This window comes from Aerococcus sp. UMB1112A (assembly GCF_030230715.1).
Lineage (GTDB): Bacteria > Bacillota > Bacilli > Lactobacillales > Aerococcaceae > Aerococcus.
In genome coordinates this window covers 35,987-60,539 of sequence record NZ_JASPDS010000001.1, presented here as the reverse complement: position 1 = coordinate 60,539, position 24,553 = coordinate 35,987, and the positions used below count along the sequence as shown (strand labels likewise).

Sequence of the window (24,553 nt, the reverse complement as noted above, 5' to 3'; positions counted from 1 at the left end):
AATTGTATTCATTTTAACTGCTTTAATCACTAAAATAAAGCAAAGCTAAGCAGACTATACACTGGAAATTTACTTTTATTTGGCAGAATCTGGTTTTTTCAGTGAAACTTTTTTCTTAACTTTCAATCGAGATGAGCAGACTATTTGTGTAAGCGCTTAAACATGTTATAATTGATTTAGTTAATTTTAAAGGAGGAGTCATTATATGTTAACGGATATTCAAATTGCCCAGCAAAATGAACCGAAGCGAATCACTGAGATTGCTGAAGGCCTCGGCTTTAAGGAAAGCGATTTAGACCAATACGGACTCTATAAGGCCAAAATCCCTCAAAGAACTCTGGATCAAATCCAAGATCGAGAAGATGGTAAGTTAATCCTGGTCACCGCTATTAACCCAACGGCAGCTGGTGAGGGGAAAACCACAATTACAGTCGGTCTAGGGGATGCCCTGCAAAAAATTGGAAAGAAATCCATGGTGGCTCTTCGTGAACCTTCATTTGGCCCGACTTTCGGCTTGAAGGGCGGCGCTGCTGGTGGGGGCTATGCCCAAGTTGTGCCGATGGAAGATATCAATATGCACTTTACGGGGGACATGCATGCCATCACAACCGCCAACAACTTACTATCAGCTGTGATTGATAACCACATCCACCAAGGCAATAAATTGAATATTGACAACCGCCGGATTACTTGGAAGCGTGTCGTTGACATGAACGACCGGAACTTGCGACATGTGGTCGTTGGTCTGGGTGGACCAGGCAACGGTTATCCACGCGAGGATGGTTTTGATATTACAGTGGCTTCCGAAGTAATGGCAGCCCTCTGCTTGGCTACTGACTTAAGTGACCTGAGAGACCGCTTCAACCGGATCGTTATCGGGGAAACCCGGGACAAGGAACCTGTGACGGTTGAACAATTGGGCTGCGCTGGTGCCATGACCCTAATTATGAAAGACGCGATCGAACCTAACTTGGTACAAACCTTAGAACATACGCCAGCTTTAGTCCACGGGGGGCCCTTTGCCAATATCGCCCATGGCTGTAACTCCATTATCGCCACCAAGGCAGCCTTGAAACTGGCTGACTATGCGGTAACTGAGGCTGGTTTCGGTGCTGACCTAGGTGGGGAAAAATTCATGGACATCGTGACTCCTAACCTCGGTAAGACGCCGGATGCTGTGGTTATTGTAACCACGATCCGTTCGATGAAGATGCACGGGGGCATTCCGAAGAAAGAATTGAAGGATGCCGGTGAAGATGTGGAAGCTGTTAAAGCCGGTGTGGTGAACTTAGAAAAACACATCGAAACCATGCAAGGCTACAATGTACCAGTTGTTGTCGCTTTAAATGAATTCGTTACCGATACGGAAGCAGAAATTGCTGCTGTCCAAGAAGCTTGTGACCAGCTCAATGTTCCATTCGTCAAAGCATCCGTCTGGGAAAATGGTGGTGAAGGTGGTGTTGACCTAGCCAAGGAAGTCGTTGAACTCATCGACCAAGCCGGAAATCCTGAATTTAAACCTTTATATGACGCTGAAAATACCAGCATCAAAGAAAAACTCGATGCCATTGTAACGAAGGTATATGGGGGCCGCGGCGTCGTTTATGAATCCAAAGCCGAAAAACAAATTGCTGATTTCGAGAAGAATGGTTGGGGTCACTTGCCAATCTGTATGGCTAAAACCCAGTATTCGCTGACTGATGACCCAAGTAAGGTAGCCCGTCCAAGCGACTTCGATATCCATATCCGTGAATTTGTGCCTAAGATTGGGGCTGGCTTTATTGTTGCTCTGACAGGAGACGTGATGACCATGCCCGGTCTGCCAAAAGAACCAGCTGCTATGAAGATGGATATTAAAGAAGACGGTACCATTGAAGGGCTTTTCTAAGTCTTTACTCATTTGATAAAAAATTGGGAGACAGTTTTGTCCTGTCTCCTTTTTTACTGGGCTAGGTCAGGCTTTTTATTTAGACATATGTTAAAATAGAATAAGATCAAAAAAGTGGAGGAGGCTAGTTATGCGCTTAGATAAATTAATTGCCAATTACACGCTCTTAAGCCGCAAGGAGGCCAAGCAAGCCATCAAAAAAGGGCGCGTCCAAGTGAACGGTCAGACGCTTAAAAAAGTTGACCACCATTTGGATCCAGACCAGGACCAGGTCAGCTTGGATGGGGAGAGCGTCCGCTACCAACCCTTCATTTATTTTATCTTGCACAAGCCAGCAGGTTATTTGTCTACGACTAAGGACGGGCAGACAGCCATTGTTACTGATCTTCTGCCCCAAGACCTGGTCCAAATCTACGATCCCTTCCCTGTGGGGCGCTTGGATAAGGACACAGAAGGCCTGCTTTTGATCACGAATGATGGCCAGCTCAGTCATGACCTCCTGTCCCCACGCAAGAAGGTGGACAAGGAATACTATGCGGAAATTGCAGGCATAGTGACTGCTGAAGACCAGGCGGCTTTCGCTTCCGGCCTGGCCATTGACCAAGGAGAAACTTGCCTGCCTGCGGAACTTTTTATTGACCAGGTCGACCTGGGTTCTGGGAGGAGCCAGATTCGTCTCATCCTCCACGAAGGGAAGTTCCACCAGGTCAAGCGGATGTTCCAAGCGGTCGGTAAGGAAGTGACCTATCTCAAGCGCCTCCGCATGGGCGGCTTGCGCTTAGACCCTGACCTGGACCGGGGAGACTACCAGGAAGTAGACAAGGCCAGCCTTCTCGCTTTACTCCACTTAGATGAAACTGAGGCCAGGGCCTCGCAAAGAAAGGAAGACCAAAAATGACACAGACCATCTACACCGTTTACTGGGAAAATAAACGCCACGGCGTCCGTAAGCAACACGGCTCTTACAAGAGTGAAGAAGAAGCCATCGAGGGCATCAAGGCTTGGTGGGAGCTGCAGAAGGACAAGTACGATAATGTCAACTACGAGCGCACCAATACCGGTGCCTTGGAGATCACCTACGATGACGACAACTATGTCTACCGGGTGGAAAAGGAAGAAAGCGACCAAGAACTTCCTAGCCGCCAATACAAACTGCGTTCAGAAGGCGAAAATGAAGCCAACCGTAAAAAATACAACCTCCACGATGAGGAATTTCTCTTTGACGAATTGGCCGAACCCTACCGCGACCGCCTGATTCTGAGCATGGCTAGCAGCCAAAAAGCCCGCGACCACGTCTATGACGAACGGGGCCGTTTGATCCGCAACTTGGACCAACGTCCTCCTAAAGCTTAAAATTAAAAACGCCTTAGCAGCTTCTTATGGAGCTGCTGAGGCGTTTTCATTTGCTTGCTTTTGATCGCTAGAGGCTGGGACACTCTGGCCCTGGCTATTGCCGCCTTCTTGGAAGTAGCAGACCAGGCCGTTGTAGACGGCTTGAGCGACCCGCTCGTGGTAGTCTTTTTGGCTAAATTTCTGCACATCATTAGGGTTGGACATGTAACCGAGCTCTAAGAGAAGGGCAGGGGGATGGGAGTCCCGGATGACCTGGAAGTTCCCGAATTCGATCCCATTATTGGGCACATTCATCTGTTCGATGAGCTGACTTTGGAGCTCTTGGGCTACTGGAATCGAGGCTTCATCGTAATAGTAGACGGTATTACCGCTGACGGTCGCTTCAGCTGCCGAATCGTAGTGGAGGCTGAGGAAGAGGTCGCCGTTGACTTCATTGTAGAGTCGACCCCGGTCAGCCAGTTCGATGAATTGGTCGTCCTCCCGGGTCATGATGACCTTGGCACCGGCCGCTTCCAGTTTTTCCTTGAGGATCTGAGCCGAGGCTAGGGCAACGTCTTTTTCATAGACTTTTTCGTCATCGGAGATAGCACCTGGGTCCTTGCCCCCGTGGCCTGGGTCGAGCACGATGGTTTTTTGGCTGAGAGTGGTTGTAGCTTCTGCTTCCTGGGCTTTCTTGGACATTTCCGTGGCGTCGGACTTGGCCAGCCAGTTGGCCAGGTAGCCTTCTTGGCCGTCCTTGGTCTTGACCTTGTAGTAGACGTCCTCTTGGCCCAGGTAGGCGAAGCCCTCGTTCATCTTGCCCTTGTAGATCACATCAGACTCATTGGTCGGTGCCTCCCGGATATTGACGCCAGCTGCGGTGGCCACGACCTTAGCGGGATAATCCTTGAGTAAGTTATCGACGGCCGCCTGCTCGTCCTCGGACAGGCTGGCAATGTACTCGTTAGCAATCGTACCGGGCGTGATGTCGATAGCGCTCTGGTCGATCCAGGCAGTTTCATTTTGGAATTGGACTTGGATCCATCCCTTGTCCTGGTAGAGAATGGTGAACTTATCGCCTTGCTTAGCCTCGCCAAGCTTGTCGCCATCTTTGGCCTGAGAGAGGATAGGGACCTGGTCGTCGATCACGGTTGCGATAAAGCCCCGGTCTTTGTCATCTTGGCCCTGGGGCATGAGCCAGCTAGGCAGCCAACCTGTCTGTCCATTAGCCAGGCGGACATAAAGCCAGTCATTGGCCTCCCGCATCACTTGGTAGCCCGTTCCCTTCTTGACTTGTTCCTTGATGTCATAAGTAATACCGGGTCCCTGGCGGAGGTTGATCAGGTCAGCCTGGGTCTTCTTCTGCTGGTTTTGACTTAGGTGAAAAATCGTTAAAAAAGCCCCCAACAAGACCAGGATGACGACCAAGCTGTAGATAAAATAATGGCCCCGCCTGGCTTCCCAATGGTCTTTCCAGTTCATTTTCAACCCCCTTTCTGAATGACTTCTTTCTATAAGTTTACCCTTTAATTAAAAAGAGCGCAATTCAAAAGACAAAAAGTCTGAGCTAAAACTTAGCTGGCACTTGGGGCTGACTGGAAGAGGATGGCTTCTATCTCTTGCCCGAAACAAAAAGTCCAAGTTGGGAAAGATTTTTAAATTGACTTTTGTCTAAAGATTGGTTAAGCTAGTTACTGATAAAACCGTTGAAAGAGAATGACTTATGGAGAGAATCCTTAGAGAGAATGCGGAGGGTGCAAGCATTTATTCTTGACTTAAGTTGGACACTCTGGAGGTGAGTGAAGACTCCGTTGCGCACGTTACGCGCTAGAGATTTCTAGCCAATAGCTAGAATAATTAAGGTGGTACCACGAAACTTTCGTCCTTATCCTGTTTTTCAGGATAGGGATTTTTTTATGGAATGATTAAGGGGGATGTGAATGATTCAGCGACCAAAAGGAACGGTTGATATTTTACCTGAAGAAATTGCCAAGTGGCATTATGTAGAAGACAAGGCTCGGGCGATCCTGAGCCGCTACCGCTTCCGTGAAATTCGAACACCGATGTTTGAGCACTACGAACTCTTCGCACGGGGAGTGGGAGAGACCTCAGACGTGGTCTCTAAAGAAATGTATGACTTTAAAGACAAGGGCGACCGCCATATTGCCCTCAAGCCAGAAGGGACGGCACCGGTTGTTCGGGCCTATATTGAAAACAAACTTTATGGCCCAGAACACCATCATCCTTACAAGGTCTACTATCTGAGCCCGATGTTCCGCTATGAGCGGCCCCAGGGTGGGCGCCAGCGCCAGTTCAACCAATTAGGTGTGGAGGTCTTCGGCGATTCCCAGGCACTCATTGATGTGGAAACCATCGCCCTGGCTTGGGAAATTCTCACAGGCTTAGGGATTTCTGACTTGGAATTAGTGATTAACTCACTAGGCGATATCGATTCACGTATAGCCTACCGCCAGGCTCTCATTGACTATCTGGAACCCTTCGAAGACCGGTTGAGTGAAGACTCCAAGACCCGGCTCCACAAGAATCCTCTGCGCGTCCTCGATAGCAAGGACCCTAAGGACAAGGAGATTGTAAAGGATGCGCCAAGTATTCTGGACTTCTTATCCGAAGAATCTAAGGAACGCTTTGACCTAGTCCAAAGCCTTCTCGATCAATTAGGGATTCCTTACCGGATCGATGCTAATATGGTCCGGGGCTTGGACTACTACCAAGATACCATCTTTGAGATCATGACCAAGAATGAAGTTTTCGGAGCAGAAACCACTATCTGCGGGGGCGGGTCTTATTCAGGACTTGTCAAGGAACTCTCAGATGGAAAGCAGGATGTACCAGGTTTTGGCTTTGCGATTGGTTTAGAGCGGCTCATGCTCCTCTTGGAAGCCCAAGAAGTGGCCTTGCCTGACACGGATCCTTTAGATGTCTACTTGGTGACTATTCCAGGGATCCAGGTTGCAAACAGCCTGCCCTTAATTGAGGCCATCCGCCAACAGGGCTATTCCTGTCAGCTCGATTACAAGCACCGCAAGCCGGGCAAGCAATTCCGGGATGCCGATAAGTTGGGCGCCAAGTTCGTGATTACTCTGGGTGAGAGCGAATTAGAAGAAGGGGCCCTCAATGTTAAAGACATGGCTTCGGGCGAGGAGAAAAAATTCGCCATTGACCAAATTAAAGAACAATTTTCAGATGTTATTGCAAGTTTTCATGCTAATGCATAAGGAGGAACAAGATGAAACGTACAACATATTGTGGAAACGTATCTAAAGAATTAGTCGGCCAGACGGTCACACTCAAGGGCTGGGTACAAAAACGCCGGGACCTTGGTGGGGTAATCTTCGTTGACCTGAGAGACCGTGAAGGCTTCGTTCAAGTGGTTTTCAACGTAGAAAATTTAGGGGACCACTTCGACCAAGCGGAAAAATTACGGTCTGAATATGTCATCGAAGTGACTGGTGACGTCATCAACCGTGACGAAGACATGGTTAACCCTAAGATTAAGAATGGGGACATCGAAGTCATGGTCAAAGAATTGACTATCTTAAACAAGGCTAAGACCCCACCATTCATGGTAGAGGACGACATCGATGTGAACGATGATATCCGCTTGAAATACCGCTATGTGGATCTCCGCCGCCCTGAAATGAACGCTAATATTGTTTTACGTGCGAAAGTCACCCAAGCCATCCGCCGCTTCCTTGAAAAAGAAGGCTTCTTGGATATTGAGACCCCTTACCTGACCAAGTCAACACCAGAAGGCGCTCGCGACTACTTGGTTCCTTCCCGTGTCCACCCTGGTGAATTCTATGCTCTGCCTCAGTCACCTCAGCTCTTCAAGCAATTGCTGATGGCTTCAGGTATGGACCGCTACTACCAAATCGTTCGTTGCTTCCGTGATGAAGACTTGCGGGGGGACCGCCAACCAGAATTTACCCAAGTGGACTTGGAAACCAGCTTCCTCAGCCAGGAAGAAATTCGTGAAATCGTCGAAGCCATGCTTAAAGATGTCATGAAAGAAACCCGGGGCGTTGAAATTACCGAAGACTTCCCTATTATTTCCTATGATGACGCCATGAATTATTACGGGACAGACAAACCCGACACCCGTTTCGGCATGAAATTAGTGGATGTATCGGACGTGGTCAGCCAGTATGAATTGAAGGTCTTCAATCAAGCCATCGAAAATGGCGGTATGGTCAAAGCCATCAATGTCAAAGGTGCAGCTGATCAGTACTCCCGTAAGGACTTAGACGGCTTAACTGACTTCGCCAGCACATATGGTGCCAAAGGGGTCGCTTGGATTAAGGTCAGTGAAGACGGCTTGACTGGTCCGATCGGTAAATTCTTCAAGGAAAATCCGGAGCCACTTGTTGACCGTCTCCAAGCAGAAGCAGGGGATATCCTCCTCTTCTTAGCTGACAAGGCCAGTGTGGTCCACCAATCCCTGTCCGAAATTCGCCTGAAATTTGCCCGCGAACTAGGATTGATGGACAAGAACCAATTCAACTTCCTCTGGGTCGTAAATTGGCCACTGCTCGAGTATGATGAACAAGAAGGCCGCTACAATGCCATGCACCATCCCTTCACCATGCCTAATGAAGAAGATCTCGACAAGTTAAGCAACCAACCTGAAGAAGTCTATGCCCAAGCCTATGACATCGTCCTCAACGGCTATGAAATCGGGGGCGGGTCCATCCGTATCCACCAAAAAGATATCCAACTCCAAATGTTAGAAGCATTAGGCTTCAGCGAAGAGAGCGCCAATGAACAATTCGGCTTCTTACTGGACGCCTTGGAATACGGCTTCCCACCACACGGCGGCTTAGCGATTGGTCTCGACCGTTTAGTGATGCTTTTAGCCGGCGAAGATAACATTCGTGAAGTCATGGCCTTCCCTAAGAATGGCCGCGCCTTCGATCCATTGACAAATGCGCCTAGTGAAGTTTCCCAAGAGCAAATAAACGACTTGAGTCTTGAAGTGACTCGCATCGATGTGGACTAAGCTACAATTTAAGTGTCAAAGGAAGGAGAGCTTGTAAATGAAAGCCAAATCATGGATTTTGGTCATTGTGGCTGCTTTACTCTTGATTCTCGGACTTGCTAGCCGCCGACAAAGCCAAGAGCGGCTTAAAGAAGTCAATTGGGAGGAATTGAGCAAGCCCTTTGCGGGTAAGGAGGAGGTCCTTGAGAGCGGCAATCCGAGTCAACGGATTGCCGTCCTCAAGGTGGAAGGTACTATAGCAGATACAGGCGATGGCTCAAGCTTGCAAGGCCCTGGTTACCGCCACCAGGAAGTCCTGGACCAGATTGCTGACCTCAAGGAAGACGACAGCGTTAAGGCCTTGCTCCTAGTTGTCGATTCTCCAGGTGGGACCACCTACCACAGCCAGGAACTCTACCGCGCCCTTAAAGACTTAAAAGACGACCGCCAGCTGCCTATCTATGTCAGCATGGGCTCGATGGCAGCCAGCGGGGGCTATATGATCTCCATGGCAGGGGATAAGATCTTTGCCGATAACAATACAACTACCGGCTCTATTGGGGTCATCATGTCCTCGCTCAATGTCAAGGACTTCATGGACGAGCACGGCTTCAAAATGGAAGTCTACAAGTCTGGTGACCAGAAGGATATGGGCAGTCCCTTCAAGGATGCTTCTGACGAAGAGAAGAAGATCTTTGATGGCCTGATCAAGGAATCCTACGACGAATTCGTCCGCATTGTCGCGGATGGGCGAGGCATGGATGAAGACCAAGTCCGCAAATTAGCGGATGGGCGGGTTTATTCCGGCAAGCAGGCGAAGGATAATGGCCTCATCGATGAGATGGGCTACCAAGCCGACGCCCTAGCTGCCCTCAAAAAGGACCAATCCTTAGAAGAAGCTGAAGTCGTTGATGTAACACCTAAGGCTTCCGAAATGGACTCCATCCTCGGCCTCTTCTCCAAATCCTTGGATCTCAAAAGCGCCATCCCTAACTGGGACACTCTCCAAGGCCAGGCCCTCCACCAAAACACCCCTCAAGCCTACTATCTCTACGGAGGTGTTTAAAGATGGCCAAGGAAAGAGATGACAAGCTCCAAGGACCTCTGCCCCAACTCAATGACCAGCTCTACCACGGCCGTTTAGAAGGAGAGGCAGAGGCTGTCCGACATGATAAGCAAAAGAAGGCCCAGAAACTATCGGGCCAAGACCTACTCATGTCCTACCGCCGCCATGTCGACCGCAACCTGGTCAACGGCTTTAGCCGCAAACTCTATGCTGGCTTTTGGATCCGGCTCTGGGCCTTTCTCGTGGACCTGATCTTTGTGGGGGCCCTCCAAGCCATCCTCTTGGCCTGTGTCCTGACCTTTCTGCCTGATGCCTACCTGGTTCAGTGGCCCTTAGTAAAGTATTTAGCGTGGCAGTTAGTTTTAGTGGTCTACTTTAGCCTGGCCTCATATCTATTAAACGGCCAGACCCTGGGCAAGGCCCTCTTCAAGCTACAAGTTGTTAAGGCGGACCAGTACCGCTTGAATTTTGGCACTTGTTTTGTCCGCGAGGGTTTAGGCAAGCTGATCCTAAGCAATTTGCCCATTCTCGGCCTCTTTGTGGTCGTTACGCCTAAGCGGCAGAATTTCATGGACTTCTTTACCGACACCAATGTCGTCGCCCTAGACCAATTCCGCTTCCTCTATGAAGAGAATCGGATTTAAGCGCTAAAAAGGCCGCCTAGTCACTGTTTAAGTGTGACTAGGCGGCCTTTTTCTAATCTTCAACCTCTTTTTCTTGGAAATTGAGGAACATGAGAATGAGGGTGGCGGTTTCTTCGATGCTCCGGTCGGCAACATTGATGACCGGGCAGCCGAGTTCAGCGTAAATCTGATCTGCATAGTCCAGTTCTTTTTGGATACGCTGGTCGTCACTATAGCGGCCCAGCTCTTGGATACCATAAGAGCGGAGGCGTTCCCTTCGAAACTTGTTGAGGACATTGACATCATTGGTTAGTCCGATTATTTTTTTAGGGTCAACTTCATAGAGCTCTTCGGGTAAGTGGGCTTCGGGAACTAGGGGGAGGTTGGTGACCCTGTAGCCCTGGTTGGCGAGAAAGAGACTGAGCGGAGTCTTCGAGGTCCGGGAAATCCCTAAGAGGACAATATCCGCCTTCTTGAAGTCAGCGGGGTGCTTGCCATCATCGTTCTTGACTGCGAATTCAATGGCTTCGATCCGCCGGTAGTAGTCCTTGTCCAAGGCCTTCTTATTGCCTGGTTTCTGCCGGGGAGCCTGGTCCGCTTCCTTAGCGATATGTTGGACGAGGGGATCGATTAAGTTGTAGTAGAAGAGGTCATTAGCCTCACAGTAGTTACTGGCCATTTCCTCTAATTCTTGCTTGATAAAGGTGGAAATAATGCTAGCCTGGCAGTCTTTAGCTGATTTCAGAATCCGTTTGAGATAGTCCGTATACTGGACAAAGGGAAAGATGCGCACCTTGTATTCGATATTCGGAAACTGGACAAAGGCGTTGTTCAAGGCATCCTTAGCAATGGTTCCCACTGCATCGGATAGGACATAAAAAATTTTTGTTTGGTCTTCACTCATAGACTTCACCCTCCATTGATAGTGGCCCCATTATAGCATAGCTGAGGAGCCGGGCCCAGCCTAAGACAAATGAATTATTAGTCATCTAAGCCTATCCTGTGTTATAATCAGGTCACAAAAGGGGGCTTAATGATGACAAATTTTGTGACGGAGTCCATGGATGAACTCAAAGATGCGGGCTACAAGTATACCCAAAGACGGGCTGATCTCTTAGCGGCTTTTGACCAAGCAGAGGGCCAGTATTTGACCGCTAAAGAAGTCCAACAGGCTATGGAAGACAAGTATCCGGGGATGAGCTTCGACACCATCTACCGCAACCTGAAGCTCTTCAGTGACTTTCATTTCTTAGAAGAAACTGATGTGAACGGGGAAATGTTATTCCGCAAGCACTGCGACCCTGAAATTGGCCACCACCACCACTTCATCTGTGAGAACTGCGGCCGCGCTTTCCCGCTTGAAATGTGCCCCTTGGATTTCTTCTCCGACCAGGTGCCCGGCGCCGAAATCCACAGCCACGATTTCAAGATTATGGGCCTGTGCGCAGACTGCAGTAAGCAAAAGAAATAAGAGGGAAATTCAGGACTAAAGGCTTGAGGAGTCACAATCAAATGGAAAAGCTAGACGGCTTCTATTTCTGACTCTTCATTTTAGCTTTAATTCTTTGAAAGCGTAGATAATAGAAGTCATAAAAATCCAGGGGGTGGTTGACATGAAAAATAAATACCATGCTTTTGTGCTAGTGATTGTACTTGGTCTGTTGATTTTCGGATCGCCCTTTTTTCAAGATAAAATTGTCAATTTTATCTTTGGGCTAATTGTTATCTTGGCTAGTGGGGGTTTGATGGCCCTAGCAGAAGGCGATATCAGAAAGAATAGCAGGAAAAATTAATTAACAGCTGTTGCCTTTTGCTCCTTTAGCTCATAACAGTAAATCTCATTTAGAACTTAAATTCAGACTTTATTTTTGTTTAAGAAATTTAAAGAGACTGGGACAAAAAAGTTCCAACCTCTTTTTAAAAAACGAACTTTTTTCAAAGATCTGTTCCAAAAGTCAGACCTGACATCCACTTCACGAACTATGTCCAATCGTTTGCAAACGATTGGACATAGTTCGCTCCAGTGGTTCAGCCCTGAACGACTTTTGTCACACTCTTTTTTAACAGCTTAAGATTCTGTCAGGAAATGGCTTTCTTTATTAATTTATGACTATTGAGTGTTATAATGAAACTATCATAATTGGAAAAGGAGATGCGAAAATGACAGAACAAGTTTGGTTAGACGACTCCAAGTCGCCTAAGGAGCGAGCAGAAGCCCTGGTCGCTGCCATGCCTTTAGAAGATAAGATTGGGCAATTGCACGGTGGCATGAAGACCATCAACATCTACAACATTGATATGGAAGCCATGCAGAATTTATCCGAAGAAGAATATGAAGAACAGATGACCCAATTGCGGGTGGAACGCCATGTTAAAGAGAATGAAGAATTTTCAATCCCCCGCATGCGGGTGACCAATGGCCCAGTAGGCGTGGGCATGGGGGATGGCTATCCGAGCCCCAAGGCGACTGCCCTGCCGATGACTATCGGGGTGGCGGCTTCCTTCGATCCCCAGTTAGCCTATGAATATGGGGATATTATTGGGAGTGAGACTCGGACCCTGGGCCAACATGTCTTGGAAGGGCCAGCTGTTTGTCTTCACCGCCTGCCCATTTCAGGTCGGAACTTCGAATACTTCTCAGAAGATCCTTATCTCAGTGGACGCATGGGGGTAGAAGTGACCAAGGCTATCCAGAACCATGATGTGATCGCTATGGGTAAACACTTCGTCCTCAACGACCAGGAAGATGAACGCTTCCGCCACAGCGTGGAAGCTTCCGATCAAGTCATGCGGGAGCTCTACTTGCTGCCCTTTGAAATGTTAGTGAAAGACGGCAAAATTTCTTCAATTATGAGCTCTTACAACCGGATCCGTGGGGTCTATGGGACGGAATACCGGGAAACCCTAACCGAAATTCTTCGCCATGAATGGGACTTTGAGGGCTATGTTCAGTCCGACTTCTGGTCTACCCGATCAGCTGCCCCTTCGCTCAACGCTGGACTAGACTTGGAGATGCCTGATGCCAAGTGGTTCAATGAAGACAATATCAAGGCGGCCCTTGAAGACCAAAGCCTGGAAGAAAAGACTATTGACCGGGCTCTTATCCGTCGCTTTACCCAAATGTTCCGCTTCAACCAGTTCGATTGGGAATATAATCCTGGTGAAATCGATGCTAAGGGCCATGGCGAACGCGCTCGTAAGATCGGTCAAGCTTCAGCTGTCTTGCTCAAGAACGATAAGAAGCTTTTACCTGTGGAACCTGCTGACTACGACCACATCCTCTTGGTCGGTCAAGAAAAATTCGCTGGCCAAGCCTGCAATGGGGGTGGGGGTTCTTCCAAGGTTGAACCAATCTATACAGTTAAACCTGAAGACGGTTTGAAAGATGTTCTGAGTGACCTAGGTGCTAAGACTGAGCTCGAGACCGTAATCGTAGCAGATAATCTCTCTAATATTGAAGAGGCCCTGGCAAAGGCTAAAGAGGCTGACTTGGTCATTATTATGGCAGGAATTGTGGCTTCTGAAGGCTTTGACCTGGCCAAACCGAGTCTGCCTAACCAACAAGATATCATGGTGGAACAGCTCCTTGCAGTTAATTCCCAAAGCATCTTAGTCCTAAAAGATTCCACGCCCGTCCTCATGCCTTGGATTGACGACGCCCACACGGTCCTTGAAACCTGGAACCAGGGGACAGAAGATGGCCATGTGGCAGCTGACTTGATCTTTGGTTTAGCTAATCCTTCAGGTAAGGTGCCAACCACTTATGCTAAGCGCGAAGAAGACTTGCTCTACTACGACCATCCTGAACGCCATCCGGGTGTTGATGAAGGGGACGGCTATCCTGTTATCCGTTACTCAGAAGGGCTTGAGATGGGCTATCGCTGGTACCAAGCCAATGACATCGAACCGCTCTTCCCCTTCGGCTACGGTTTGTCCTATACCGACTTTGAAGTGACAGATGTCGAGTTGAAGCGGACAGAAGACCAAGCTAAGGATGCAGCTTTTGAAGTCACAGCTACCGTCAGCAATACCGGCGATCGTGACGGGGCCGAAGTGGTCCAAGTTTACCTTGGCATCCCACAAGACCAACAGCCACCTAAGCGCTTGATCGCCTTCCAAAAGGTTCAGCTAGAAGCTGGCCATTCAAAAGCCATCTCCATCACTATCGATCCTAAGGCAAGTCACCATCCGCTATCCGTATGGGATCGGGGCGCCCATGATTTTGTGATTCCAAATGGTGACTTTACCCTCTACGTCGGCACCTCCAGCGAAGACAATAGCGCTAGCTTTAACTTCACCATTGAAGATTAAGAGTGTGCCTGGTGGCTACTATAGGTGGTAAGCGCCTAAGGCATAGGCTAGCAGAGGGCTAGACTTGTTCTTAGTTCTCTAAATCTTTAATAAGTAGCTTTAAAAGACCAATGGATGCCCAGCACGCTGATAGGAAAAGATTAATTGATAACAAAAAGGCTCCCCGTCAATTGAGTGACGGGGAGCCTTTGCTTACTTCATTTAGACTTTTTTTGCTTCTTTGAGCTCCGTATGTTGATCTTGACCGGGGTGACCAAAGAGCCATTTAGCAATAATTGGGGTGAGGATACTTGAAATCACAACCCCGAAGGCAATTTGGGCGGTTGCTGCATCCACATAGGCTTGGTAGGCCGGATTGGTCGCCCCAATTAAGGCTGGAACAGAGACTGACATCCCGGCGATGGTCGACATGGCGAGAGAAGTTACGCCATCCTTCTTTAAGACATAGCGTTCAACGAGGACTAAGATCACAACCATTGGAATGTAGAAGAGGAGAGTGAGAAGGATCCCTTGGCCGCCCGCTTTGAGGGCATTGACCAGGTTAATATTAGCTCCGAAAGCCCAACCCATGAAAGGAAGGGAGAGGGCCGCCCCAGGCTTGAGGAAGTCGGCCAATTTCTGGTCGGTATTGCCGATGATGACCCCGAGGATAACTGGAATCAAGGTTGAAATAATCGGCATCCAGTTAATAGGCGTTGCCTGGGAAACAGAGAAAACTAACATGGGATAAGCTGGCGTACAGAGAACAGCAAGTAAACCAAAAGCAGCTGAGTCGCTTTCCGTCCCGTATTCTTCTTCTAAGGCTAAGAAGAGGGAGGGGTTTGTCGATGCGATAGTTGTAATATAGGCAATGGCAGAGATGCCGAAGATACCTGGCAAACCAAAGAACTTGAAGAAGAGAAAGCCCAGTAGAACATTCAGAATAATTTTACAGAGGATCAAAATCCCTTCTTTTTTGAGGACTACCCGGATGGTATTGAGCTTGAGAGTTGTGCCGGAACACAAGCAGGCAAAACCAATAATATAGTTCAAACCTTTCGAGGTAAAGAGGGCCTCCGTTGCCCCACCAATTTCAAAAAGGCCGGGGAAGAAGGTACAAAAAAGAGCGCTGATCAGCATCGGGACTAGGAGCAGACCGCCCGGTACATTTTTCATCAATTTAAACATGTCCATCTCTCATTTCTATCACTATATTTTTAATTAATTATAACATAATGCCTTCAAAATTGTTGTAATAAAAGGAATAATCGCTGTTTTGAAAAAAACTTCAAGTAAAAATTGACGGCAGAGAAGAAAAAAGCTATAATGAACGATGTACATTTTCAATGGGAAAATGACAGGTTGAAACGAGGGGAGGTATTGTTCATGTCAAAAACTGTAGTTCGTAAAAACGAATCTCTTGATGATGCTCTTCGTCGCTTCAAACGCACGGTTTCTAAGTCAGGTACTTTACAAGAAGCACGCAAACGTGAATATTACGAAAAACCATCAGTTCGTCGTAAGAAAAAATCGGAAGCTGCTCGTAAACGTAAATACTAATTTATATATGAGCTGATAGGAGGCGAATTCATGGCACTTATTGATGAATTAAATCAAGATATCAAACAAGCCATGAAAGCTAAAGATAAGACAGCCTTATCTGTCTTGAGAATGCTTAAGGGTTCAGTTCAAAACGAAGAAATCAACGAAGGCGGATCTTTAACTGAGGACCAGGAAATGACCGTGCTTTCTCGTGAGTTGAAGCAACGCAAGGACTCGATTTCGGAATTTCGGGCAGCCGGTCGCGAAGACTTGGCTGAGAAGACTGAAGCTGAACTAGGCTATGTTGAAAAGTATTTACCTAAGCAATTAAACCGCGATGAGATTGAAGCAGTAGTTAAGGATCTTATCCAAGATACTAATGCCCAATCCAAAGCTGACTTTGGTAAGGTAATGGGCCAGGCAGTTGCTCGCATGAAAGGGCAGGCTGCGGGGGCAGAAATTCAACAAGTCGTCAAAGAATTATTAAAATAATTCCAAAAGGCAGGTCAACTGCCAAAAGAAAACTGGAGCTCTTGTTCCAGCTTTTTTCTTTGCTCAGGCTGATGACTTAATTTCATTCGTATTTTAGGCGGATATTTGGTATACTTTGAAGTAAATAGAAGAAGGAGGCCGTGCACATTTGACAGCAGCAGATGCGACATACACTTACCAGATTGATCATCCAGACATTGCCCAACAAATTTTTGGCAGCCAGGACCGCCATTTAGCTTTCTTGGAGCGGAGCTTTGAGGCAGAAGTCTTTGCCCGCGGAAATGAGGTCGTGGTGAAGGGGGAGGAAGGCCCGCAGATTATTGATTTAATCAAGACGCTAGAAGGCCTACTGCTCAAGGGCCAGATGCTTGAAAAAGCTGATATCGTGACCGCTATCAAGATGGCCAAGAAGGGGACCCTGTCTTACTTTGTCAACCTCTACGATGAAGCGATTGGGAAAACTTATGACGGTAAGGAGATTCGAGCCAAGTCAGCCGGTCAGAAGCGCTATGTCGATGCGGTGAAGAAGCATCCGGTAACTTTCGGGGTTGGACCAGCAGGGACTGGGAAGACCTATCTAGCTGTGGTCCTGGCTGTATCTGCCCTGAGAAAAGGGGAAGTCAAACGTCTTGTTCTGACCCGGCCTGCCGTTGAAGCAGGGGAGAGCCTGGGCTTCTTGCCTGGCGACTTGAAAGAGAAGGTCGACCCATATCTCCGGCCTATCTATGACGCCCTCTACGCCATTTATGGTGTGGAGCAGACCGAGCGATTGATCGAGCGTGGGGTCATTGAGATTGCACCCCTGGCTTACATGCGGGGACGGACCCTGGACGACGCCTTTGTCATCCTCGATGAGGCACAAAATACAACCATTGCCCAGATGAAGATGTTTTTAACCCGTCTCGGCTTCGGCTCCAAGATGATTGTCAACGGGGACCGGACTCAGATTGACCTTCCGCGCGGCGTCAAGTCTGGTCTGATCGATGCCCAGCACAAGCTGCAAGATCTCTCCGATATTGCCTTTGTCTCCTTTGATACGTCGGATGTGGTCCGCCATCCCGTCGTGGCTGCCATTATACAAGCCTATGAAAACTAAGATTAAATAAAAAGCAGGTGACGCCATGTTAACAATTGAATTTACGGATAAAACCCAAGCCCTTAAGCCCGAGCACTGCCAAATGGTCCAAGAGCTCTTAGCCTATGCCAGTGACTACCTGGACTTAGCTGACCAGACCGAGATGTCAGTGACTATCGTAGATGATGAAGAGATCCACCAGATCAATAAGACCTACCGCGGTGTGGACCGGCCGACTGATGTGATCAGCTTTGCTATCAATGATGAAGTAGCGGATGAATTTGAAATCCTAGAGCTTCCTGAAGGCATGCCTTATGAACTAGGGGACCTCTTCATTTCTTTAGACCGGGTCAAGGCTCAAGCTCAGGAATATGGACATAGCTTTGAACGTGAACTTGGCTTCTTGACCGTCCATGGCTTCCTCCATCTCAATGGTTATGACCATATGACGGAAGAAGACGAGAAAGAAATGTTTGCTTTGCAAAGAGAGATTCTAGATAATTATGGACTCAAACGATCAGAATAAGGAACAAGTCGGCAAAAACCGCCACTTCCTAGGGGCATTGGGGCATGCCCATGACGGCCTACGCTTTGCCCTCCACCATGAGCGGAACTTTCGCTTCCAACTGGCCATGGTTCCCTTGCTGGGGGCTTTGGGCCTATACCTCGGCTTAAAGCCCACGGAATGGGCCTTGCTCGCCCTAGCTTGTGGCCTGGTCCTTTTGGCTGAACTCTTCAATACTAGTGTGGAATGGCTCTGTGACCTGGTGGTGGGGGACCACTTCCACCCCTTGGTCAAGACCATCAAGGATGTCGCGGCAGGAAGCGTCCTCTTGATGACCCTAGTAGCTATATTTGTCGGTTTTGTTATTTTTGGTTCCTATATTCTTTAATAAAGTGAGGAAAAATTTTGAAGGAAAACACACACGATACATTTAAATCAGGCTTTATTGCCATTGTCGGTCGTCCCAATGTGGGCAAGTCGACCCTAATGAACCAAATTGTCGGCCAAAAAGTCGCCATCATGAGCGACAAGGCCCAGACAACCCGCAATAAGATCCAGGCTATCTACACCAGTTCCGACAGCCAGATGATCTTTATTGATACGCCGGGGATCCATAAGCCCAAGAATGAGTTAGATGATTACATGCTCCAGAGTGCCTACCAGGCTTTAGACGAGGTGGAAGCTATTCTCATGCTGGTCAGTGCGGACGAAAAGATCGGACCGGGTGACCGCTTTATCATGGACAAGGTCAAGGATCGGGAGAGCCCCGCTTTCCTGATCGTCAACAAGACCGATAAAGTCTCTGAGGAAGATTTGGCGGCTTATATGGCCGATATTCCTAATCCAGAAGCCTTTGAGCAAATTATCCCCATGTCTGCCCTGAATTCTGGCCAGGTGGAGGGCTTAATCGCTAAGCTGGAAGACTTATTACCGGAGGGCCCCCAGTATTATCCCGAAGACCAGCTGACTGACCACCCTGAATACTTTGTGGTCAGTGAATTGATCCGGGAACAAATCCTACAGAAGACCCGGGAAGAGATTCCCCATTCGGTGGCCGTCACTGTGGATAAGATGCAAAAGGACGAACTGGACCGGGTCCATGTCTATGCCAATATCATTGTCGAACGCAAGTCCCAAAAAGGGATTATCATCGGCAAGGGCGGCAAGATGATCAAGTCGATCGGGACAGGAGCTCGCAAGGAAATTGAAAACTTGCTAGGGTCCAAGGTCTTCTTGGAACTCTGGGTCAAGGTCGAGAAGAAGTGGCGGGACAAGAAGTCCCTGCTCAAGGAATTTGGCTATAACACCAAGCAGGATTATTAGAAGCTAGAGGGGATTTTTTGCAGGCGGAAGAATTTGCAGGAATTATTCTATTTACACGCAAGCACCGGGAGAAGGACATGCTGGTCAAGATCTTCACCCGCGAATACGGCAAGCGGATGTTTTTCCTGCGCAATATCCAAAGGACCAAGAATCCTCTGCGACCAGCTGCCTTTGCCTTTGTCCGCGGTCACTTTATCGGTCAGGTTAATGCCTCGGGCCTGAGTTTCCTCAATGATGTCCGGGACAGCCTCTTTCCCCGCCTGACGACTGCGGATATTAGCGTCAATGCCTACGCCAGTTACATGACGGGGCTCCTGGACGCAGCACTGGAGGACGGGGAAGTTAATGCGATTCTCTTTGATTCGCTCTGGCAGGCTCTCGGACAGCTTGAAGCAAGCAAGGATCCAGCCGTCGTCGCTAATATCTTTGAACTCCAGCTCCTGCCCCAATTCGGGGTGGTTCCTAATCTCAAAGCCTGTGTCTTCTGCGGCCAGGCAGATACGGTCTTGGACTATTCCATGAAGTATGCGGGTTTTTTGTGCCAAAAGCACTTCGACAAGGATCCCCGCCGCTTGCATTGGACGCCGCGAACGGCTTATCTGGTCCAGCATTTGAGCCAAGTCAATCTCAGCCACCTGGGGTCTGTCAGCTTGGGAGAAGCTAATAAGCGGGCCCTCCGCTCAGCCATCGATGACCTCTACGAAGAATATGTGGGCATTCATTTAAAAAGTCGGTCCTTTATCGACCAGTTGGAAAAAATGATAAACCCTCTTGACGGTGAGGAGGGAAATCGAGTATAGTAAACGTATATATCGCATGCAAAGATAACCGAATAAGGAATTCCCTTTTTAGCGAGCCTAGTTAGTGAAAGTAGGCAACGAATTCTAAGGCAGGTTAGAGCATGTCCTGTTAAAGAGTGCCGGCGCTTTGCCGGAAATAGGGTGGAACCGCGATTGAATCGTCCCTATGCACTATTTTTTAGTGTATGGGGCTTTTTTGTTTGTTAATTTAAATTAAAGAAAAGAGGAGAAGACAAGATGAACCAAGCAGCCAATACCTTACAAGGGATGATTTTAACCTTGCATCAGTTCTGGTCCGAGCAAGGCTGCCTCATTCTGAATGCATATGATACGGAGAAGGGAGCAGGGACCATGAGTCCTTATACTATTCTCCGGGCAATTGGGCCGGAGCCATGGAATGCTAGCTATGTGGAACCCTCCCGCCGGCCAGACGATGGCCGCTATGGGGAAAACCCTAACCGGCTTTACCAACACCACCAATACCAAGTGGTGATGAAGCCCCATCCCGATAACATCCAAGAGCTCTACATCCAGAGTCTGGAACGCTTGGGCCTTGATGCCAAGGACCACGATATTCGCTTTGTTGAGGACAACTGGGAGAATCCTTCTATGGGCTGTGCCGGCCTAGGCTGGGAAGTGTGGATTGATGGGATGGAAATCACCCAATTTACCTACTTCCAACAAGTCGGGGGCTTAGATTGTCACCCAACCACCTGTGAAATTACCTACGGACTCGAGCGCCTAGCTTCCTACATCCAAGGTGTCGATAGTGTCTACGACCTGGAATGGGGCGGTGGCGTGAAATACGGTGAAATCTTCAAACAACCGGAATATGAACATTCCAAATATACCTTTGAAGAATCCACATATGAAGCCCTCTTCAAGATGTTTAACTTCTACGAAGAAGAAGCCCTCAAGCAAATTGACAACAAGCTGGTTCATCCAGCCTATGACTATATTTTGAAGTGTTCCCATACCTTCAACCTTCTGGACGCGCGCGGGGTGATTTCGACAACCGACCGCCAAGCCTATCTGAGCCGGATCCGCAACATGGCCCGGCAAGTAGCCAAACAATTTGTCGCCAACCGCAAAGCCCTGGAATATCCATTATTAAGCCGGGAAGAAGCGAAAAAATTATTAGAGGAGGACGCAGCTAATGAGTAAGCAACAGTATTTATTAGAAGTTGGTTTAGAAGAAATGCCCGCCAAATACGTGCGTCAAATCAGCCAACAATTCCAAGACCGCGTCGCTAACTTCTTAACTGAAGAGCGATTGACTTATGACGCTATTAAGGCCTTTGCCACTCCTCGCCGTTTTGCGGTTTTAGTGGATGGTTTAGCCGATAAGCAAGCTGATTTTGTTGAAACAGCTAAGGGCCCTTCAGAAAAGATTGCCAAGGATGACCAAGGAGAATGGACCAAGGCCGCCCAAGGTTTTGCCCGGGGTAAGGGCTTGTCGACTGACGACCTCTATGTAGAAGATGGCTATATCTATGCGGAAATCAAAGAAGAGGGGAAGCCCAGCCGGGAAATTCTGCCTCAAATCAGCCAATGCATCACGCAGATGACTTTCCCTGTATCCATGTACTGGTCTACCCATCGCAATTTCAAGTACATTCGGCCCATCCACTGGTTACTCTCTCTCTTAGATGATGAGGTCCTACCTTTTGAAATTTTGGGCATCCAAGCTGACCGCTACACCCGCGGTCATCGCTTCCTCGGTCATGACCAATTAACGATCGACAAGGCTTCAAATTACGAGAAACTTCTGGAACGAGACTTTGTCATTGCTGACCAGGATAAGCGTAAGGAAGTCATTGTCCAACAGATTAAAGATCTCGCTCAGACGGAAGGCGTCCAAGTCAGTCAAGATGAGGCCCTCCTAGAAGAAGTCACTCAAATTGTAGAATACCCAACCGCCTTCATCGGCAGCTTCGATGATAAGTACCTGGCCCTGCCTGATCCTGTGCTTATTACCTCGATGGCCGAACACCAACGTTACTTCTATGTGTCCGACCAAGAAGGTAACTTGCTGCCAAAATTCGTGGCCGTCCGCAACGGTAATGAAGAAGGGCTAGAAAATGTCCGCCACGGAAATGAAAAAGTCTTGGTGGCCCGCTTAGAAGATGGTCTGTTCTTTGTGGAAGAAGATAAGCAAGAATCGATCGATGACTTCGCTAAGCGTCTCAGCCATGTGACCTTCCACGCTGAAATTGGGACCATGAAGGAGAAGATGGACCGGGTCAGCCAAATCGCTAAGCTCTTATACAGCCATTGGACCATGGAAAACCTCTTTGCCGACTACTTATCGACTGACTTTGAGCCCTTGATTGAGCGGACCGGAGCCATCTATAAGTTCGACTTAGAAACTAATATCGTCAATGAATTCTCTGAACTCCAAGGGATTATGGGCGAGTACTATGCCAGAGAAGCTGGCGAGGCAGAAGAAGTTGCCGTCGCTATTCGCGAACACTACATGCCGATCGCTTCTGATGCGGCATTAGGCCAATCAGCCCTGGGGATCCTCTTCGCCATTGCCGATAAATTGGATACGATTATTAGCTTCTTTAAGATTGATCGGATTCCTTCTGGCTCAAACGATCCCTTCGCCCTGCGTCGGCAAATGATCGGGATTGTTCGTCTAATAGCAGCTGAAGAGCTCCCCTTTGATTGGGATAAGGATCTGAAAGCTATCTTAGAGGCCGTTTACCCATCCGACGACGACCAAGTTGCCTTGGCGGAAGCAGTCTATGCCTTCATGTTAGAACGCTTGAAGAATATTTTGGAACAAGAAGGTTATGCCCGGGACATTATCCAGGCTGTTTTAGGGTCTGCTAGTCACGGCATCAACCAAAAACGTGCAGCCGCTAAAACCTTAGCTGACCACCATGAGGATGAAGACTTCAAGACTGTTATCGAATCTTGGAACCGGATCCTAAATCTCAAGGATAAAATGAAAGAGTTTGATATTGACCAAGTCACAGTCTCAGCAGACCTTCTGGAAAGCGAGAGCGAAGAGGCCCTCTACCAGGCTGTGGATAGTCTCTACCTAGGGGATATGCCAGCTGACTACTACCAAGCCTTGGCTGAACTGGCACCGCTTATTGAGCAATTCTTTGAAGACAATATGGTCTTTACCGATGATGAAGCGGTTCGTAACAACCGCCTGGCTCTCCTAGAAAAAATTGGTCAGCCAGTCAAAGTACTTGCCAATACCAAGGAACTCCTAATAAAATAAGAAGTGAAATAAAGAAAAAGAAGAGAAAGGAGGCAAAAGATGTCAACCTTTTATGATTATGCTAAAATTTGGGTGAAAGCCGGCAAGGGTGGCGACGGCCTTGTCGCCTTCCTGCGTGAAAAATACCGGCCAGATGGTGGCCCTGCTGGTGGCGATGGAGGCCGCGGTGGCGATATTATATTCCAGGTGGACGAGGGGCTAAGGACCCTGCTCGACTTCCGCTATAACCGCCACTTTAAGGCCAAAGCCGGCCAGAATGGTATGACTAAAGGCCGTTATGGACGGGGCGCAGAAGACCTCATTGTTGGTGTTCCCCCAGGCACTATTGTCAAGGATTTTGATACGGGCCAAGTCTTAGCCGACCTGGTAGAAGAAGGTCAGGAAGCTATTGTTGCTAAGGGTGGCCGGGGTGGCCGGGGCAATATGAAGTTTGCCACTCACAATAACCCCGCCCCTGAAATTGCAGAGAATGGGGAACCTGGTCAAGAAAGGACCCTGCAATTGGAACTCCGGGTCCTAGCTGACGCTGGTTTGGTAGGTTTTCCTTCAGTAGGGAAATCAACCATCCTATCCATTGTTAGTGCTGCTAAACCCAAGATTGCTGACTACCATTTCACCACCCTGTCACCAAACTTAGGGGTTGTTGATCTGTCCGACCAACGTTCCTTTGTCCTGGCCGATTTGCCGGGCCTTATTGAAGGAGCTGCGGAGGGGATCGGTCTCGGTTTTCAGTTCTTGCGCCATGTGCAACGGACCAAGGTAATTCTCCATGTTGTGGATATGGGAGGCTTTGAGAACCGCGATCCCTTCGAGGACTATGTGGCCATTAATGAGGAATTGAAGACTTATGACGAGACCATCTTAGAGCGGCCAACTATCATTGTCGCTAACAAGATGGACATTCCCGAAGCGGAGCTCTATATTGAGGAATTCCGGGAGAAGTTAGCCGCATACTTTGAGGAACATTTTCCTGGTCGTGACTTGCCGGAGATCTTCCCGATTTCGGCCATTAGCCAGTCTGGTTTGAAGGACTTAATGGAAGAAACTTACCGCTTGATTCAAGAAGAAGAGGTCCGTCTGGCTCAAATCGAAGCTGAAAAAGTCGATGAAGTCGACCAAACACACAAGCTTTACCAAATCGAAGCTGAAGAACCCTATTTCAATCTGTCCTATGACCAAGCCGATAAGTTGTTTGTCTTATCCGGCGACCGGATTGAAAAAGACTTCTTGATGGCCAATCTTGAATACGATGAGAGCGCCCTGCGTTTTGCGCGCAAGCTTAAGCACCATGGCGTCGACCAAGCCTTGGTTGATGCTGGAGCCCAAGCTGGGGATATCGTCCGCATTCGAGACTATGAATTTGAGTTTTTTGATTAAGGAAGA

The 24,553-nt window shown here is 48.3% G+C and carries 23 protein-coding genes; 20 read left to right on the top strand and 3 right to left on the bottom strand.

The features are described 5' to 3' along the window. Positions 1-205 precede the first annotated feature (205 nt). From QP860_RS00300 to QP860_RS00290, 3 genes are all read left to right on the top strand, one after another. Entirely contained in the window at positions 206-1,888 is a 1,683-nt protein-coding gene (locus QP860_RS00300) for a formate--tetrahydrofolate ligase (RefSeq protein ID WP_070619622.1), read from the top strand. A 130-nt stretch (positions 1,889-2,018) separates the two neighbouring features. Continuing rightward, complete coding sequence (locus QP860_RS00295; protein ID WP_070619620.1) at positions 2,019-2,786, top strand: pseudouridine synthase; 768 nt, start codon at positions 2,019-2,021, stop codon at positions 2,784-2,786. After that, positions 2,783-3,241: a hypothetical protein gene (locus tag QP860_RS00290; protein WP_067976321.1), complete on the top strand. Its 459-nt coding sequence runs from the start codon at positions 2,783-2,785 to the stop codon at positions 3,239-3,241. The genes QP860_RS00295 and QP860_RS00290 overlap by 4 nt, the downstream gene beginning before the upstream one ends. A gap of 24 nt (positions 3,242-3,265) precedes the next feature. Here the strand turns inward: QP860_RS00290 and QP860_RS00285 are convergent, their stop codons facing one another. Beyond that, positions 3,266-4,702: an N-acetylmuramoyl-L-alanine amidase family protein gene (locus tag QP860_RS00285; protein WP_070619614.1), complete on the bottom strand. Its 1,437-nt coding sequence runs from the start codon at positions 4,700-4,702 to the stop codon at positions 3,266-3,268. A gap of 458 nt (positions 4,703-5,160) precedes the next feature. On the opposite strand from QP860_RS00285, the gene hisS reads away from it, so the two are divergent. The 4 genes from hisS to QP860_RS00265 are packed head-to-tail and all read left to right on the top strand — an operon-like array spanning position 5,161 to position 9,926. Continuing rightward, a complete protein-coding gene (hisS, locus tag QP860_RS00280; RefSeq protein ID WP_070619611.1) occupies positions 5,161-6,456 on the top strand; it encodes a histidine--tRNA ligase in 1,296 nt (431 codons plus the stop codon). A gap of 11 nt (positions 6,457-6,467) precedes the next feature. Further along, positions 6,468-8,237: an aspartate--tRNA ligase gene (gene aspS / locus QP860_RS00275; RefSeq protein ID WP_070619608.1), complete on the top strand. Its 1,770-nt coding sequence runs from the start codon at positions 6,468-6,470 to the stop codon at positions 8,235-8,237. A 37-nt stretch (positions 8,238-8,274) separates the two neighbouring features. Further along, positions 8,275-9,282: a signal peptide peptidase SppA gene (gene sppA / locus QP860_RS00270; protein WP_070619604.1), complete on the top strand. Its 1,008-nt coding sequence runs from the start codon at positions 8,275-8,277 to the stop codon at positions 9,280-9,282. A 2-nt stretch (positions 9,283-9,284) separates the two neighbouring features. Next, positions 9,285-9,926, top strand: a complete 642-nt coding sequence (locus tag QP860_RS00265) for an RDD family protein (protein WP_070619601.1) — start codon at positions 9,285-9,287, stop codon at positions 9,924-9,926. Between the two features lie 52 nt (positions 9,927-9,978). On the opposite strand, the gene QP860_RS00260 is transcribed toward QP860_RS00265, so the two are convergent. After that, complete coding sequence (locus QP860_RS00260; protein WP_070619599.1) at positions 9,979-10,809, bottom strand: pyruvate, water dikinase regulatory protein; 831 nt, start codon at positions 10,807-10,809, stop codon at positions 9,979-9,981. Positions 10,810-10,941: 132 nt separating this feature from the next. Here QP860_RS00260 and QP860_RS00255 point away from each other — a divergent pair, with 132 nt between their 5' ends. The 3 genes from QP860_RS00255 (at position 10,942) to QP860_RS00245 (ending at position 14,216) form a co-directional block, all read left to right on the top strand. Then, on the top strand, positions 10,942-11,376 hold the full coding sequence (locus tag QP860_RS00255; RefSeq protein ID WP_070619596.1) for a Fur family transcriptional regulator: 435 nt from the start codon (positions 10,942-10,944) through the stop codon (positions 11,374-11,376). Between the two features lie 142 nt (positions 11,377-11,518). Further along, on the top strand, positions 11,519-11,698 hold the full coding sequence (locus QP860_RS00250) for a hypothetical protein (RefSeq protein WP_070619593.1): 180 nt from the start codon (positions 11,519-11,521) through the stop codon (positions 11,696-11,698). Positions 11,699-12,065: 367 nt separating this feature from the next. Then, positions 12,066-14,216 (top strand): beta-glucosidase family protein, encoded by a 2,151-nt coding sequence (locus tag QP860_RS00245; RefSeq protein ID WP_070619590.1) that lies wholly within the window; start codon positions 12,066-12,068, stop codon positions 14,214-14,216. A gap of 201 nt (positions 14,217-14,417) precedes the next feature. On the opposite strand, the gene QP860_RS00240 is transcribed toward QP860_RS00245, so the two are convergent. Further along, positions 14,418-15,383: a 2-keto-3-deoxygluconate permease gene (locus QP860_RS00240; RefSeq protein ID WP_284912015.1), complete on the bottom strand. Its 966-nt coding sequence runs from the start codon at positions 15,381-15,383 to the stop codon at positions 14,418-14,420. Between the two features lie 198 nt (positions 15,384-15,581). Between QP860_RS00240 and rpsU the strand changes: the two genes are divergently transcribed. The 10 genes from rpsU (at position 15,582) to obgE (ending at position 24,547) form a co-directional block, all read left to right on the top strand. After that, on the top strand, positions 15,582-15,755 hold the full coding sequence (gene rpsU / locus QP860_RS00235; RefSeq protein ID WP_070619792.1) for a 30S ribosomal protein S21: 174 nt from the start codon (positions 15,582-15,584) through the stop codon (positions 15,753-15,755). Positions 15,756-15,785: 30 nt separating this feature from the next. After that, complete coding sequence (locus QP860_RS00230; protein ID WP_070619584.1) at positions 15,786-16,229, top strand: GatB/YqeY domain-containing protein; 444 nt, start codon at positions 15,786-15,788, stop codon at positions 16,227-16,229. 148 nt (positions 16,230-16,377) lie between these two features. Further along, positions 16,378-17,325, top strand: coding sequence for a PhoH family protein (locus QP860_RS00225; RefSeq protein WP_284912014.1), 948 nt, complete (start codon positions 16,378-16,380; stop codon positions 17,323-17,325). A gap of 25 nt (positions 17,326-17,350) precedes the next feature. Beyond that, positions 17,351-17,830: an rRNA maturation RNase YbeY gene (ybeY, locus tag QP860_RS00220; RefSeq protein WP_070619578.1), complete on the top strand. Its 480-nt coding sequence runs from the start codon at positions 17,351-17,353 to the stop codon at positions 17,828-17,830. Then, on the top strand, positions 17,808-18,197 hold the full coding sequence (locus QP860_RS00215) for a diacylglycerol kinase (RefSeq protein ID WP_246818946.1): 390 nt from the start codon (positions 17,808-17,810) through the stop codon (positions 18,195-18,197). Before ybeY ends, QP860_RS00215 begins: the two co-directional genes overlap by 23 nt. Before the next feature lie 17 nt (positions 18,198-18,214). Beyond that, positions 18,215-19,132, top strand: coding sequence for a GTPase Era (era, locus tag QP860_RS00210; protein WP_284878744.1), 918 nt, complete (start codon positions 18,215-18,217; stop codon positions 19,130-19,132). 17 nt (positions 19,133-19,149) lie between these two features. Further along, positions 19,150-19,932 (top strand): DNA repair protein RecO, encoded by a 783-nt coding sequence (gene recO / locus QP860_RS00205; RefSeq protein WP_070619569.1) that lies wholly within the window; start codon positions 19,150-19,152, stop codon positions 19,930-19,932. 237 nt (positions 19,933-20,169) lie between these two features. Next, positions 20,170-21,096 (top strand): glycine--tRNA ligase subunit alpha, encoded by a 927-nt coding sequence (gene glyQ / locus QP860_RS00200; RefSeq protein WP_070619566.1) that lies wholly within the window; start codon positions 20,170-20,172, stop codon positions 21,094-21,096. After that, positions 21,089-23,170 carry a glycine--tRNA ligase subunit beta gene (gene glyS, locus QP860_RS00195; RefSeq protein ID WP_070619562.1) on the top strand — a complete coding sequence of 694 codons (2,082 nt, stop codon included), beginning with the start codon at positions 21,089-21,091 and terminating at the stop codon, positions 23,168-23,170. The genes glyQ and glyS overlap by 8 nt, the downstream gene beginning before the upstream one ends. A 39-nt stretch (positions 23,171-23,209) precedes the next feature. Beyond that, positions 23,210-24,547 carry a GTPase ObgE gene (gene obgE / locus QP860_RS00190; RefSeq protein ID WP_284912013.1) on the top strand — a complete coding sequence of 446 codons (1,338 nt, stop codon included), beginning with the start codon at positions 23,210-23,212 and terminating at the stop codon, positions 24,545-24,547. Positions 24,548-24,553: the final 6 nt, after the last annotated feature.